General features: G+C 73.0%; 11 protein-coding genes. 7 read left to right on the top strand and 4 right to left on the bottom strand.

Going from position 1 to position 14745, the window contains the following annotated elements; genetic code table 11:
• Nucleotides 1-89: 89 nt before the first annotated feature.
• Complete coding sequence (locus tag AB0D32_RS15350) at nucleotides 90-2465, bottom strand: M28 family peptidase (RefSeq protein WP_357089886.1); 2376 nt, start codon at nucleotides 2463-2465, stop codon at nucleotides 90-92.
• A 307-nt stretch (nucleotides 2466-2772) separates the two neighbouring features.
• Here AB0D32_RS15350 and AB0D32_RS15345 point away from each other — a divergent pair, with 307 nt between their 5' ends.
• The 7 genes from AB0D32_RS15345 to AB0D32_RS15315 all read left to right on the top strand — a co-directional run bounded on the left by AB0D32_RS15345 (nucleotide 2773) and on the right by AB0D32_RS15315 (nucleotide 11564).
• Nucleotides 2773-3951, top strand: coding sequence for a fused response regulator/phosphatase (locus AB0D32_RS15345; RefSeq protein ID WP_357089884.1), 1179 nt, complete (start codon nucleotides 2773-2775; stop codon nucleotides 3949-3951).
• A complete protein-coding gene (locus AB0D32_RS15340; protein WP_357089882.1) occupies nucleotides 3948-5705 on the top strand; it encodes an ATP-binding protein in 1758 nt (585 codons plus the stop codon). Before AB0D32_RS15345 ends, AB0D32_RS15340 begins: the two co-directional genes overlap by 4 nt.
• A complete protein-coding gene (locus tag AB0D32_RS15335) occupies nucleotides 5702-6154 on the top strand; it encodes a response regulator (RefSeq protein ID WP_151456480.1) in 453 nt (150 codons plus the stop codon). The genes AB0D32_RS15340 and AB0D32_RS15335 overlap by 4 nt, the downstream gene beginning before the upstream one ends.
• Nucleotides 6147-6959: an inositol monophosphatase family protein gene (locus tag AB0D32_RS15330; protein ID WP_357089879.1), complete on the top strand. Its 813-nt coding sequence runs from the start codon at nucleotides 6147-6149 to the stop codon at nucleotides 6957-6959. The genes AB0D32_RS15335 and AB0D32_RS15330 overlap by 8 nt, the downstream gene beginning before the upstream one ends.
• A 179-nt stretch (nucleotides 6960-7138) precedes the next feature.
• Entirely contained in the window at nucleotides 7139-8233 is a 1095-nt protein-coding gene (locus AB0D32_RS15325) for a hypothetical protein (protein WP_357089877.1), read from the top strand.
• 36 nt (nucleotides 8234-8269) lie between these two features.
• A complete protein-coding gene (locus tag AB0D32_RS15320) occupies nucleotides 8270-9820 on the top strand; it encodes a fused MFS/spermidine synthase (RefSeq protein ID WP_357089875.1) in 1551 nt (516 codons plus the stop codon).
• 70 nt (nucleotides 9821-9890) lie between these two features.
• Nucleotides 9891-11564: a serine/threonine-protein kinase gene (locus AB0D32_RS15315; protein WP_357089872.1), complete on the top strand. Its 1674-nt coding sequence runs from the start codon at nucleotides 9891-9893 to the stop codon at nucleotides 11562-11564.
• An 11-nt stretch (nucleotides 11565-11575) separates the two neighbouring features.
• Here AB0D32_RS15315 and AB0D32_RS15310 read toward each other — a convergent pair whose 3' ends face one another.
• The 3 genes from AB0D32_RS15310 to AB0D32_RS15300 all read right to left on the bottom strand — a co-directional run bounded on the left by AB0D32_RS15310 (nucleotide 11576) and on the right by AB0D32_RS15300 (nucleotide 14282).
• The gene (locus AB0D32_RS15310; protein WP_357089869.1) at nucleotides 11576-12244 is read right to left on the bottom strand and encodes a TrkA family potassium uptake protein; all 669 of its coding nucleotides are present in this window, start codon (nucleotides 12242-12244) and stop codon (nucleotides 11576-11578) included.
• Nucleotides 12234-13568 (bottom strand): potassium transporter TrkG, encoded by a 1335-nt coding sequence (locus tag AB0D32_RS15305; protein WP_357089866.1) that lies wholly within the window; start codon nucleotides 13566-13568, stop codon nucleotides 12234-12236. The genes AB0D32_RS15310 and AB0D32_RS15305 overlap by 11 nt, the downstream gene beginning before the upstream one ends.
• A gap of 99 nt (nucleotides 13569-13667) precedes the next feature.
• A complete protein-coding gene (locus AB0D32_RS15300) occupies nucleotides 13668-14282 on the bottom strand; it encodes an HD domain-containing protein (protein WP_357089863.1) in 615 nt (204 codons plus the stop codon).
• Between the last annotated feature and the right edge of the window lie 463 nt (nucleotides 14283-14745).

The raw sequence follows: 14745 nt of genomic DNA, 5'->3' as shown, positions 1-14745 counted from the left end.
ATCAACCGCCTCCACTTATCCAGCGTCATCGATATGGCTGACGTTACGCGCGGTGGCTGGATGGAGAGCATGCCCGCGACGGGGACCGGCTAGAGCGGATAGGTGCGGGCCACGGCCAGCATCTCCGAGCTGTGCGAGCCGACGATCCCGACGTCGGGCGGGCGGGGCCGGAAGCCGGGCAGGTCGTCGAGCCCGTCGCTGGCGTCCATCGCGCGCAGCACCACCTGCCCCGCCTTCGGCGCGACGGTCAACGTCACCTCGACGCCCTCCGGCGGCGGGGCGTGGAAGACCACGCCGAAGCCCCAGCGGCCGTCCCGGGCCTCCACCGGCACCGCGCGGCCGGCCACCTCGGCCCGCAGCACCGTCGCCGTCGCCGCGTCCACGTGCAGGGTGGTCAGGCGGACCTGACGCTGGGGGGCGAGCCGCAGGCGCAGGGTGCGCTCGGTGCCGGCGGTGGTGTCGGCGAGCACCTCCAGCTTCGGGGCGGGCAGGTTCGCCGCCTGCGCCGGGCCGGCGCGCAGTTCGGCGTCGCCCAGGCCGGGGAAGTCGACGACCTCGGTCACCCCGTCGACGTAGCCGTCGGTCCAGGGCTGGGGATCCTCTTCGCGGCTGAGCCAGCGGGCCTGGCCGGTGCTGGCGTCGAGGGCGTACATCAGGTGGCTGGGCGCGGGGTGCGCGGCGTCGAAGCGGTCGACGGCGAGCCCGACCCCGGCGAGCACCACGGCCGCCAGGGCGGCGGCGACGGCCGGCAGCGCGCCGAGCCGACGGGCGCGCACGGCGATCATGCCCCGTTGGCCGCCGGCCCGCGGGTGCAGCAGGTCGACCACCGGCAGCGCGGCCAGGCCGAGCAGCACCGCGACCAGGGCGGCGACCCCGCCCATCGCCATGCCGAGCGCCGGGAAGAGCAGGACGACGGTGGGCAGCAGGATCACCACGGCCACGGCGGCGGCCAGGGTCGACGCGACCACCGGCCACGGCCCGTCGATCCGCGTGCCCAGTGCGGCCAGTCCGGCCAGCGCGCCGGCCAGGGCCGGGATGGTGACGAGGTACGCCCCGCCGGGCACCAGCACGGCGAGCAGCACCCCGAGCACGGCCAGCCAGCCCAGCCCCCCGATCGCGAGCGCGGCCGGGCCGACCCTGCGGCGGGTCAGCGCGTACCAGGTGAACAGGACGGCGGCGGCGAGCGCCACGACTGCCAGCCGGTACCAGGTCGGCCGGTACGGATCGAGCAGCTCGGCGTAGCCGGGCCGGAGCGCGGTGACCGCCGCCCAGAGCAGTTGCGCGGCGAGCGGGGCGAGCACGAGCGGCAGCAGCGCCAGCCCGAAGCCGGCGGCGAGCTGGCCCCCGGTGGCGCGGCCCCGCCGCCGGGCGAGCCAGCCGAGGGCCACCACGGCGGCGATCGTGAGCAGCGCCAGCGGCAGGACCAGCCAGCCGGGGTAGCGGACCAGTCCGCCCGGGACCGGGAAGTAGGTGGCGTCGTGCCCGGAGGCCAGCGCGCCCAGGTCGACCCGGCCGAACTCGCGGGCGAGGCCGAGGGCGTTGTCGCCGTGGTGCTGGAGGCTGGCCCGGTCCATGGAGGCCGGGGTGTCCAGCGGGGTGTGGTAGATCGCCCCGCCGTCGATGTACGCCGAGTTGAGCCCGACGAAGTCGGCGTCGAGGAACGCGGTGAAGTCGGTGTCGTTGGGCAACGCCCGGTAGATCTCCACCGCGAACGAGGTACCCACGGGATGCGGCGCGGCCCGGCCGAAGGCGTCCACCAGGGCGGCGTTGTTCCGCGAGGTCTCGAACATGATCACGGGGCCGGTGGAGCCGCGCGCCTCGAGGTTGAGCACCACGCCGCCGTCGGCGGCCAGTGGGTGGCTGGACGCGAACGCCGCCGCCCCGCACAGGCACGCCTCCTCGGCATCGGTGAGCACGAAGACGATGTCGTTGCGCGGGCGGGGGCCGGCGGCCAGCGCGCGGGCCACCTCCAGGACGGCCGAGGTGCCGGCGGCGTCGTCGTTGCCGCCCGGCCCGGACTGCACCGAGTCGTAGTGCGCGACGAGGAAGACCTTGCCGGTGGGGTCGGTGCCGGGCAGCCTGGCCACCACGTTGCGGACCCGCGCCAGAGTGGCCCCGCCGGCCGCCCCGCTGAGCTGGCCGGCCTCGGGCGCGACGGTGTCCTGCACCTCGGTCTCCAGGCCGAGGCCGCGCAGCACCCCCTCGACGTGCGCGCGGACCTGCTCGTTGGCGGGGCTGCCCGCCACGTGCGTCCGCGCGGCGACGACCTGGACGTGCTCGTACGCCCGGGCGGCGCTGAACTCGTCCGCCGGTGCGTCGGCCGGGCGCGGCGCGGGGGTACGCAGGTCGAGCAGGGTGCCGGCGCCGACGGCGACGAGCGCGGCGAGCGCCGCCGCGGCGGCGGCCGACCGGCGACGGGGCCGGGTCAGCGCGCGGTCGGCGGGGCGGTTGGGGGGTGCGCCCACGGGGGTCTCCTCGGAACGGGTCGGGGTGGGCACCATCCTGCACCCCGGCGGCCGTCAGCGGGACTCCCGACGGTGTCCCGGGGCGAACACCCGTCCGCTTTGCCTGTCGCCGGGTAGTGATCCGGCCCATGCCAGCGCGCACGGCGCCCGTCGTGTTGTGTACGAACGTTGTGTAATACAGGATCAGCAGGGCACTCGGAAGGAGCCCGACATCACCAGCGATCTCCCGCGTCTCGCGGCGGTGACCCGGCCGCACCGGGGGGCCGGCCTGGCCGGTTCCTCCGCCGTGCCGTATCCGCACGGCGGCATGGGACGTCATCCGAACCTGCCTCCCGGTGAGCGGCTACAGGTGCTGCTGGTCGAGGACGACGAGGGCGACGCCTTCCTGGTCGGTGAGCTGCTCGCCGAGACCAACTCGATGATCGACCTGCTGGTGGCGACCAGCCTCAGCGAGGCGCGGCAGCGCGTGACGGGCGTCGACTGCGTCCTGCTCGACCTGGGCCTGCCCGACGCGCAGGGCCTCGACGGGCTGCGTCAGGTGCTGGAGATGGCCAGCGGCGCCGCCGTCTGCGTGCTGACCGGCCGCTCCGACGAGCACCTCGGCATCGTCGCGGTCGCCGAGGGCGCCCAGGACTACCTGGTCAAAGGCCAGGTCGACGGGGTGCTGCTGACGCGGGCGCTGCGCTACGCGGTGGAGCGCAAGCGGGCCGACGAGAACGCCCGGCGGCTGCGTGAGGTGGAGCTGCGCCAGGCCGAGTCGGCCCGCCTCGAACGGGGCCTGCTGCCCCAACCGCTGATGACCACGGACCAGGTCGCGGTGCACACCTTCTACCGGCCCGGCCGGCACGCCGCCCTGATCGGCGGTGACTTCTACGACGTGGTGCAGACCCGGCCCGACCGGCTCGACCTGATCGTCGGCGACGTCTGCGGGCACGGCGTGGACGAGGCGGCCCTCGGGGTGGAGCTCCGGGTCGCCTGGCGGGCGCTGATCCTCGCCGGCGTGCCCGACGACGAGGTGCTGCCGGCGCTGGAGCAGGTGCTGATGAGCGAGCGCCGGCTCCAGGAGATCTTCGCGACCGTCGCCACCGTACGGCTGGACCTCGACGCCAACCGGGCCACCGTCCGGCTGGCCGGGCACCCGCCGCCGCTGCTGCTCGCCGGAGGCAGGGTGGTGCCGGTTCCGGCACCCGGCGGCCTGCTGCTCGGCGTACGACCCCGCCGGCCCGTGGCCTACGACCTGGAGTTCGACACCGATGACTGGTCTCTGTTGATGTACACCGACGGCCTGATCGAGGGTCGGATCGGCGAGGGCGACGAGCGCCTCGACGTGCCCGGTCTCAGCGGACTGCTCGCCGACCCGGCGACCCTCGCGGTGCCGCTGGCCGAACTGCCGGCGTGGCTGGTCGGGCGTGCCGAGCAGCTCAACGGCGGCCCGTTCGCCGACGACGTCGCCATGCTGCTGGTCAGCCGGGGCGGTGGCCGGTGAGGGGCCTCCGCGACTGGACCCTGCGCCGGCGGGTCGTCACGCTGCTCACCGTCGTCGCCGTCCTGCTGGTCGGCCTGGCCGCCGGTGAGGTGGCCCTGGCGGCGAAGAACCGGACGCACATCGACGCGATCCTGAACAAGACCGGCCCGCTGCGGGTGCAGGCGCAGGAGTTGCTGAACGCGCTGCTGGACCAGGAGACGGCGGTCCGGGGCTACGCGGTCAGCGGCAACCCGGCCGACCTGGCGCCGTACGACGCCGGCCGCAAGCGCGAGCAGGGCCTGGTCGCCTCGATGCGGCAGCTGGTCGACGACTACCCGGAGCTTCGGGAGGAGATCCGGATCGTCGAGCAGCGGGCCGAGGCGTGGCGCCGGACGGTGGCGGTGCCGGTGGTCACCACGACGGAGCAGAGCGGCACCACGGCCGGGCAGGCGCTCATCACCGACGAGGCCCGGGAGCAGTTCGACGAGGTTCGGGGCGCCGTCGACCACCTCCAGCAGGTGATATTCGAGGCTCGGCAGCGCAGCGCCGAGGACGTCCAGCGGACCAGCGGCCTGCTGGTCGTCCTGCTGATCGTCGCCGTCGGGGTGGTGATCGTCGCCGGCAGCCTGATGCTGGTCTCGCTGGACAAGATGGTGATCCGCCCGCTGACCGGGCTCGCCGACCAGGTCCGGGAGGTGGCCGAGGGCGACTACCAGCACGGCATCGCCGGCTCCGGCCCGCCCGAGTTCGTCCGGCTCGCCGAAGACGTGGACGCGATGCGGCGCAAGATCGCCAAGGACCTGGCCGAGGTGCGGGAGGCCCGGGAGCGGATCGAGTGGGTCAACAGCCAGCTCCAGAAGCAGGCCGAGGAACTCACCCGCTCCAACCGTGACCTGGAGCAGTTCGCGTACGTCGCCTCGCACGACCTCCAGGAGCCGCTGCGCAAGGTGGCCAGCTTCTGCCAGCTCCTCCAGCGCCGGTACGCCGGGCAGTTGGACGAGCGGGCCGACCAGTACATCGCGTTCGCGGTCGACGGCGCGCAGCGGATGCAGCGCCTGATCAACGACCTGCTCGCCTTCTCCCGGATCGGCCGGCTCACCACCGGCTTCACCGAGGTCGACATGAACAAGGTCATGGGCGACGTGGCCGGCCAGACCGAGGCGGCCCGGCAGTACGCCGACGCGGAGCTGACCTGGGGCGAGCTGCCGGTCATCCGTGGCGAGGAGCCGTTGCTGACCAACCTGCTGGCCAACCTGGTCAGCAACTCGATCAAGTTCCGCCGCCCCGACGTGCCTCCGAAGGTGCACATTTCGGCCCGCCTCGTGGGCGACGAGTGGGAGATCAGCTGCCAGGACAACGGCATCGGGATCGAGCCGGAGTTCGCCGACAAGATCTTCGTCATCTTCCAGCGGCTGCACGCCAAGGACGCGTACCCGGGCACCGGGATCGGGCTGGCGATCGTCAAGAAGATCGTGGAATACCACGGCGGCCGGGTCTGGGTGGACACCGACACCGAGGAGGGTACGGCGATCCGCTTCACCCTGCCGGCGCTCCCCGAGGACGTCGAGCCGGCAGCCGCGGCGCCGGACGAGCCGGCCGACGAGCCGACCGACGGCGAGGCCGGGACCGGGGACGTCGGTGAGCCCGCCGGGCAGGCCGGAACGGGCACCCCGGCGCAGGCCGGCGGACCCGCCGACGAGACGGACGCCACGGATGGGCCCGACCGGGCACCGGAAGGCGGTAGAACGGGTGACATGAGGGAGACGGTGGGATGACCGCGCCGGCGGACGGCAAGAGCCCGATCGAGGTCCTGCTGGTCGAGGACGATCCGGGTGACGTGTTGATGACCCAGGAGGCGTTCGAGGAGCACAAGCTCCGCAACCGGCTGACCGTCGTCTCCGACGGGGCCGAGGCGCTGGCCTACCTGCGGCGCGAGGGCCAGTACGCCGACGTGGTGCAGCCGGACCTGATCCTGCTCGACCTGAACCTGCCCCGCCGCGACGGACGGGAGGTACTGGAGGAGATCAAGTCCGACGAGCAGCTCTGCCGGATCCCGGTGGTGGTGCTGACGACCTCCCAGGCCGACGAGGACATCCTGCGCAGCTACCAGCTGCACGCCAACGCGTACGTGACCAAGCCGGTGGACTTCGAGCGCTTCATCTCGGTGGTCCGGCAGATCGACGAGTTCTTCGTCAGCGTGGTCAAGCTGCCGCCGCGTGGCTGACACCCTGCTCGACGACGTCGGTGGTCTGCTACGCGAGACCGCCGACCAGGTCGTGCTTCCCCTGTTCCGCAAGCTCGACGACGCCGACATCAGCGAGAAGGCGGAGGGCGAACTCGTCACGGTCGCCGACCGCCGCGCCGAGGAGATGATCTCGGCGGCGCTGCGCCGGCTGCGCCCCGGCTCGGTGGTGGTCGGCGAGGAGGCGGTCGCCGACGACCCGGCCGTGCTGGACCACCTGCACAGCGCCGGCGACGTCTGGCTGGTCGACCCGGTCGACGGCACGTCGAACTTCGCCGCCGGCCGGCAGCCGTTCGCGCTGATGGTGGCGCTGCTGACCGACGGGGAGCCGGCCGCCGCCTGGGTGCTCGACCCGCTCGCCGGGACGCTGGCCGTCGCGCGAGCGGGCGAGGGGACCTGGCTGAACGGCCGGCCGCTGCGGACCGGCGACCGCGCGCCCGCGCTCGACGCGCTGCGCGGCGCCGCGATGTCACACGCCCTGCCGCCGACGTCGCGGGCGCTGGTCGAGGCGGGCGGCGCGCGGCTCGGCGAACTGCTCCCCGGCCAGCACTGCGCCGGCCGGGAATACCTGGACGTGCTCACCGGCGACCAGGACTTCGTGCTCTTCTGGCGCACCCTGCCCTGGGACCACGCCCCGGGCGCCCTGCTGGTCAGGGCGGCCGGCGGAGTCGCCCGACGCCTCGACGGCGCCGACTACCACCCGGCGGACGAGGGACACGGCCTCCTGGTCGCCGCGAGCGAGCAGATCTGGGCGGACGTACGCGAGGCGCTGCTCGGCGCTGCGTGACGTCGATGCGACCCTGTGTCGACGTTCGATGGCTCGGGTGTTCGTGGGCGCGGCCGGATGCGCTCCGTCCGGTATCCTGACCGCCGGTCTCCGCCAGCAGGCCGCCGACCGGCGCCCGGTGGGGCTGCCGCCGCGCCGTGTTGTCATCCGGGGCCGGTGGCCGACGGAAGGATGCTTTCGTGCGCAGGACCATGCCCGTCGGGCGTCACGGCCGCCGCCCGCTGATCGCCGGGGCGGTCGGGCGGATTGCCCGCCTACCGCTGGTCGCCCGGTCGGCCGGGCGGCGTGTCGGCCGTCCACTGACCGCCGTGCTCGTCGCCGTGACGCTGCTCTTCGGCGGCGGTGCCGTGCCGGCGTACGCGGAGCCCAACGAGGGTGGTACCAAGAAGCTCCGGGACGCCCTGGAGGCCACCGCCAGGGCGCACATCGAGGCGACAGGGAAGCTCAACAACTCCAAGGCCCGGCAGAAGCAACTGGACGGGCAGGTGGCCGCCCTGGAGGTCCGGCTGGTCGGGCTGACCGCACAGGTCGGCGAGGTGGCCGCCCAGTCCTACCGGCTGGGCCGGCTGACGCCCACGTCGATGCTGCTCAACAGCGCCTCGCCGGAGGCGTTCCTGGAGCGGGCGGCCAGCCTCGACCTGATGGCACAGCGCGACGGCAGGCGGCTGCGGGACCTGACCGAGACGCGCGAGCAGGCGCGGCAGGCCAAGATCGCCGTCGACGCCGAGATCCGGGAGCAGCAGAAGCAGGTCGCGGTGATGGCGAAGAAGAAGAAGGAGGCCGAGGCGGCGCTCGCGGCGGTCAGTTCGGGCAGCAGCGGCGGCTTCAGCGGCGGCAACTCCACCTCGGCGAAGCCGGCCCCCCGCAACTCGGACGGCTCCTGGCCGTCGGAGTCCTGCTCGGTGAACGACCCGACCACCTCGGGCTGCATCACCCCGCGCACCCTCAACGCCCTGAAGCAGACCCAGGCGGCCAACTACAAGCGGCACGTCTCCTGCTACCGCAGCGGCGGCTCCGGCGAGCATCCCAAGGGCCGGGCCTGCGACTTCTCGGCCGCCACGAGCGGGTTCAAGGACGAGACCGCCACCGGCGGGGACAAGTCGTACGGGGACAGCCTCGCCGCCTGGCACGTGCGCAACGCCAGCCGGCTCGGCGTGCTCTACGTGATCTGGTACCGGCAGATCTGGCACCCCGGCACCGGGTGGCGGGCGTACGGCGGCAGCGGCAGCCCGGCCGCCGACCACACGAACCATGTTCATCTCTCGATGTACTGACCCGCCGGTCCAGTTTCGCTGCGTACCATCGCGCGGGTGAGCTCCCCATCCTCCGACGTCACGGTCCCGCCGGCCCGACCGGCGACGACCGCCCTGGCCCTGCCCAACGGCCTCGCCGCGTTCCTGGTCTTCTTCTCCAGCGGCGCCGTCCTGGTGCTGGAGACCGTCGCCCTGCGGCTGGTCGGACCGTACGTCGGGGTGACCCTCCAGGTGACCAGCTCGGTCATCGGCATCGCCCTGGCCGCCATCGCCTACGGCGCGTGGACGGGCGGCTGGCTGGCCGACCGGCGCAACCCCCGGGCCCTGCTGGCCCCGGCGCTGGTGCTGGCCGGCATCGCCACCGCGGTCACCCTGCCCGTCGTCCGGTACGCCGGTGAGGTGCTGCGCGGCGGGGCGGCCTCGGCCATCCTGCTGCTCGTCGCGCTCGCCGTCTTCGTGCCGGCGGCCCTGCTCGCCGCGGTCACCCCGCTGGTGGTGAAACTCCAGCTCGCCGACCTGCGGCGCACCGGCCAGGTGGTCGGCCGGCTCTCCGGCATCGGCACGCTGGGCGGGATCACGGCCACCCTGGGCACCGGGTTCGTGCTGGTCGCCGCGCTGCCCAGCACGGTCATCCTGTTCGCCCTGGCGGCCTCGCTCGGGCTCACCGGGCTCGGCCTCGGGGTGTGGCTGCGCCGCCAGGACTCCGCGGAGCTGCCCGGCCCCGCCCGGGCCAAGGCCGCCCTGGCGGTGCTCGGCCTCGTCGGCGCCGGGCTGACCACGGTGGCGCCGAACCCGTGCGACATCGAGACCGCCTACCACTGCGCCAGCGTCCAGGGTGATCCCGACCGGGAGTCCGGCCGCACCCTGCTGCTCAACTCGGCCCAGCACTCGTACGTGGACCTCGCCGACCCCACCCACCTGGAGTACGCGTACACCCGGTGGATCGGGGCGGTGGCCGACGTGGTCGCCCCGCCGGGGCAGCGGCTCGACGCGCTGCACCTGGGCGGCGGCGGGTTCACCGTGCCCCGCTACCTGACCGCCACCCGCGCCGGCACGGACAACGTCGTGTTCGAGATCGACGGCGGGCTGGTGGAGTTGGGCGAGCGTCAGCTCGGCGTACGCCAGGGTCCGGACCTGCGGGCGGTGGTGGGTGACGCCCGGATGCTGGTCGCGGGCGAGGCCACCGACAGCCGCGACCTCGTGGTCGGCGACGCGTTCGGGCACCTGGTGGTGCCCTGGCACCTCGCCACCCGGGAGATGGCCGCCGAGGTCCGCCGGGTGACCCGGCCGGGCGGCGTCTACGTGCAGAACGTCATCGACTACCCGCCGCTGCGCTTCATCCGCAGCGAACTGGCCACCGTCGCCGCCGAGTTCCGGCACGTCGCGGTGATCGCCCCGGCGGCGGCGCTCGCCGGGCGGGAGGGCTCGAACTTCCTCGTCGTCGCCTCCGACGCCCCGCTGCCGCTGGAGGCGGTCCGCGCCCGGCTGACCGAGCTGCGCGAGGACGTCAACCTGCTGGCCGGCGCCGACCTCACCGCGTTCGTCGGCGAGGCGCTGGTGCTGACCGACGACTACGCGCCCGTGGACCAGCTCCTCGCCACCGCCTGAACGGGTGAATCGCTGACCGATTCCGACCCTGGAGGTGTAGCCGGGGCGGGCCGGGGCAACAACGACCCTCATGGGTGGAGCGATCCGGGACGGCGCACAACTGCTGGGTGAGCGGTACCGGCTGATCGAGCAGCTCGGTGCGGGCGGCATGTCCGTGGTCTGGCGTGGCTACGACGAGGTGCTCGGCCGCCAGGTGGCGGTCAAGGTGCTCGCGTCCCGGCTGGCCGCCGACCGCGCGTTCCGGCACCGCATCCGGATCGAGGCGCAGGCCGCCGCCCGACTGTGCCACCCCAACATCACCAACGTCTACGACTACGGCGAGTCCGACCAGGTGGGCCTGACGGTGCCGTACGTCGTCATGGAGCTGGTCGACGGCGAGTCGCTGACCGGTCGGCTGCGCCGGGGCAGCCTGCCCTGGCGGGAGGCGGTGATGATCGGCGCGGAGGTGACCTCGGCGCTGGCCACCGCGCACGCCCGCGGCGTGGTGCACCGCGACGTCACCCCGGGCAACGTCATGCTGACCGCCACCGGTGTGAAGGTGGTCGACTTCGGTATCTCCGCGCTGGTGGGGGAGAAGGAGAAGGGGCCGGACGGCACCCTGCTCGGCACGCCTGCCTACCTCGCCCCGGAACGGCTCGACAACGGCCAGGTCTCCCCGGCCACCGACGTGTACGCGGTGGGCCTGCTGCTCTACCGGATGCTCACCGGCCGGCTGCCCTGGCAGGCGAGCACCACCACCCAGATGCTGCGCGCGCACATGTACAACGAGCCGGAGCCGATGCCGCCGGTGCCGGGTCTGCCCGACGAGGTGCGCGACCTGGTGGGCCGCTGCCTGGCCAAGCGCCCCGGGGACCGGCCCGCCACCACCGACGTCGCGCGGACGCTCGCCGACGCCGCCGGCATGATCGCCGCGGTGCCGGTCTCCCCGGCGGCGGGGCCCGTGGACGAGGCCGCGCTGGCCGCCGCCGGCACCACGATCCTGCCCTGGTCCGCCGCGACCGACGCGCTGCCGTTCTCCCGTACGCGCAACCGGCGCGCGGCGACCCGGCGCCGACGGATCGAGGCGGGGGTGGCCGCCGCCGGGTTGGTGGCGGTGACCGCGGCGATCTGGGGGGTGACCTCGCACAGCCCCGCCAGCGGCGGCATGGACCAGCCGACCCAGGCGCGGATGGGCGCGGACGCGCCGACGCCCTGCCGGGTCGCGTACACGCTGCGCACGGACTCCGGCAAGGATTTCGCCGCCGAGCTGACCCTGACCAACACCGGCGGGCGGGAGCTGCGCGACTGGCGGCTGAGCTTCACCTTTCCCGGCCAGCAGACGGTGACGAAGGCGGTGCCCGTTCCGGTGCGCCAGCAGGGGCAGACGGTGCTCGTGGAGCCCGCCCCGGAACGTGCCGTGCTGGCCCCCGGCGCGTCGGAGAAGCTCACCCTGACCGGCCGGCACAGCGGCGTCAATCCGCTGCCGCTGGAGTTCCGCGTCGGTGAGGAGACGTGCGGGGCGCAGGTTTCCGGGGTGGCCGGCTCGGCGCCCGGCGTCGTACCCACCAAGGCACCCGCCGCCAAGGCGCCCGCCACGAAGGCGCCGGCCGCCAAGCCCCCGACGAAGAAGGCCGGGACGTCCGCCGGCAGTTCGGGCGGCGGGGCGAAGGCCAAGTCCGAGAAGTCCGGCAAGGGCAAGGGGGCGGGTGGTGGAAAAAAAGTAAGCCCGGAAAGGGACGCGGACGAGGACGATGACGACGACTGAGCCCGCCGGGGTCAGCTGAGTTCCGCGAACCGTTGCACCTGCTCGATGTCCCCCTCGACGATCAACATGCTGCCCGGGGCGATCAGCGTGGCGTCCGTGGCGTACCGGAAGCGCTCGCCGGGAAGCTTCACGCCCACCACCCGTATCCCGTAGCGGTCCGTGGGCGTCAGTTCCGCGAGCGGCCGGCCGACCATCGCCTCCGGGGTGCACACCTTGGCGATGGCGAAGTCGTCGCCGAACTCGATGAAGTCGAGCATCCTGCTGACGATCAGGTGGGCCACCCGCTCGCCGGTCTCCGCCTCGGGAAAGATCACGTGATGTGCGCCGACCGAGTCCAGGATCTTGGCGTGCTTCGTCGAGGTGGCCCGGGCCCAGATCTGCGGTACGCCCAGCTCGGCCAGTGCCAGCACCGTCAGCACGCTCGCCTCCACCGAGGCGCCGATGGCGACCACCGCCCGGCCGAGGTCCGCCACGCCGAGTTGACGCAGTGCGCCCTCCTCGGTGGAGTCGGCCTGCACGACGCGCTCCAGCTGCGCCGACCACCGCTGCACCTGTTCCGGGTTGCGGTCGATGGCCAGCACCTCATGCTTCAGGGCGGTCAGCGCGGTGGACAGGTGGCACCCGAACCGGCCCAGCCCGATCACCACGACGCTGCCGCCGTCCGTCTTCCTAGCCGACAATGGGTTGCTCCTCCGGGTAGCGGTACAGCCGCCGACGGGTGTTCAGGGCGATCGCCGACCCGAGGGTCAACGGCCCGATCCGGCCGACGAACATGAGGACGATCAGGGCGAGCTGGCCGTTCTCCGGCAGGGACGCGGCCACGCCGACGCTGAGGCCGGTGGTGGTGAATGCCGAGGTCACCTCGAACAGCGCCGCGTAGTAGCGGACCCCCTCGGTGAGGAAGACCAACAACACCGTGCCGCAGACCACCAGCGCGACGCTGAGCAACGCGACGGTGATCGCCTGGCGCTGGCTGGCGGTGGCCACCCGGCGCTGCCCGACTGTCACGTCCGGCTCGCCCCGCAGCTCCGCCCACATGACGAAGGCGAGCAGGAAGAACGTGGTCACCTTGATCCCGCCGGCCGTGCTGGCGCTGCCGCCGCCGATGAACATCAGCGCGATGACCAGGGGATAGCTCTCGTCCTCCAGCCGGGTGACGTCGACGACGTTGAAGCCGCCGGTGCGGATGAACGCGTTCTGGGCGAACGCTACGAGGAGCTTGTCCGGCCAGCTGTAGATGCCCAGGGTGCGGGCGTTGGTCCACTCGATGCTCAGCAGGCCGAGGAAGCCCACCACCAGCAGCACCAGGCTGCCCCAGACGGTCAGTTTGGTGGCGATCGACCACCGGGTCGGCTGCCGCCACTCCCGGACCGCCTCGAACAGTGCCGGAAAGCCGAGCCCGCCGACGATGGTGCCGGCCGCCAGCGGCAGGGTGACCCAGGCGTCCGTGGAGAAGGCGACCAGGTTGTCGGTGTAGAGGGCGAATCCGCCGTTGTTGAAGGCCTGGACGGCGTGGAAGACGCTGTTCCCGAGGGCCCGGTCGAACGGGTAGTCGTACGCGATCCAGAGCCGGGCGGTCAGGATCGCGGTGATGACCGCCTCGCAGGCCAGCGCGAGGCCGGCGATGCGCAGCAGCAGCCGGCGTACGTCGCCGATGCCGAACTCGGCGGTCTCGGCCTGCACCAGCAGCCGGCTGCGCAGCCCCAGCCGCCGGGCCACCACCAGGATCACCAGGGTCGCCCCGGTCACGATACCGAGGCCACCGACCTGGGTGAGTACGGTGATCATCACGAGCCCGAACTCGTTCCAGTAGTTCGGGGTGTCCACCACCGTCATCCCGGTCACCGAGACCGCCGAGGTGGCGGTGAACAGGGCGGTCAGGAACGGGGTGTGCCGGTACTCGCTGGTGGCCCAGGGCAGCATCAGCAGCCCGGTGCCGACCAGGATCGTCACCAGGAAACCGAACGGCACGAGCCGTACGGGGTGACGAAGAAGCCGGCGCACCAGACAATCTTCCTTTTACGCCCCGCGTCGGGTGTGGAAACCGGCATCCCGAGGGCACCCTGCTGCCGACGCGGGCGCCAGCGGCCGTTGCCGGATGCCTCAGATCAGCGGTTGCTGATAGCGGCGGGACAGGAGCGGAAGGTCCGGCTCACCGAACTTCTCCACCAGGGCCGCGAACCGGGCCACCTTGTCCTCGCCGAACCGTCGTACGCCGGCAGCATAGGACGCCGGGGTCACGAAGGTGGGCGGCGTCGTCTTGCTGTGAAACTTGTCCGCGTACATCACCAGTTGCTCCTCCGCGGTGTCGGCCGTGTAGTCGTCCACCGGCAGCGGCAGGCGCTGCCGCAGCACGTCCTCGCGGGTGAGCCCGACACCGGTGTGGTGGGAGCAGAACCTGCCGAGCAGCTCAGAAAGGCCAAGATCACGTACCAGCGCGTGCCCCAGCACCCCGTGGCGGATGTAGTTCTCCCGATCGAGCTGCCCCGCCGCGCCGTACAGGCGGTAGACGCCGATGTCGTGCAGGAGACTCCCCGCACGTACGAGAGCGACGTCGAGGGCCGCGGGGTGCCTGTCGAGCAGTTGCTCCGCCACGGCGCAGACGATCTGGCAGTGGGTGTAGACGAGATCGAAGGCTTCCTCGGTCGGCGCGAACCGTTCGTGCAGTGCCCGGATCTGCTCGTCGGTGGGGAGGGCCGTCGTGCGATCGATCGTCAAGTGCCCGTACCTGCTTCGCAGCTCGTCGTAGCTCACGCCGTCGGCCCGTTCGACAGTCGGTTCTCGGGGATGCCCCACACATGAGGGCAGCTCGACAGGAGGCGGTGGGGCGTCAGTGGTGGGGTCGGCGACGATCCTGCCCTACTTGCTCGAGCAACTGCAACCAGTCGTGATGCGGCGATGACGGAGGGCTCGACCAGCGCAAGGTTGCCGTCCACGCGGTTCGTGGCGCACCTGCCCGTGCTCGCCGCCGACCCGCACGCCGTGAAGCGGGCGGCCCGGACGGGGGCCGGCCGGGCGATGGCGCGCGGCGACACAGGGGCGCTTCCGTCGATGGCCGCCGCGCCCATCGCGGACGTACGGCGTCACAGTCGTGGGGCCGGCGCTGTAAGGCCCGGCCATTCCACCCCTGTTACTTGTGTGTTTCGGCCACATAGCCCGTGGGTGACGTCACTCCTAGCGT

The sequence above is a fragment of the Micromonospora sp. NPDC048170 genome (assembly GCF_040652795.1).
Taxonomy (GTDB): Bacteria; Actinomycetota; Actinomycetes; order Mycobacteriales; family Micromonosporaceae; genus Micromonospora.
Note: the sequence above shows the minus strand (reverse complement) of the source record. Positions and strands in the feature narration are given on the sequence as shown.

Excerpts from the sequence above, each read along its gene's own strand:
- AB0D32_RS15315 (WP_357089872.1), top strand. The coding sequence starts at position 9,891 with ATGGGTGGAGCGATCCGGGACGGCGCACAACTGCTGGGTGAGCGGTAC.
- AB0D32_RS15345 (WP_357089884.1), top strand. The coding sequence starts at position 2,773 with ATGGGACGTCATCCGAACCTGCCTCCCGGTGAGCGGCTACAGGTGCTG.
- AB0D32_RS15335 (WP_151456480.1), top strand. The coding sequence starts at position 5,702 with ATGACCGCGCCGGCGGACGGCAAGAGCCCGATCGAGGTCCTGCTGGTC.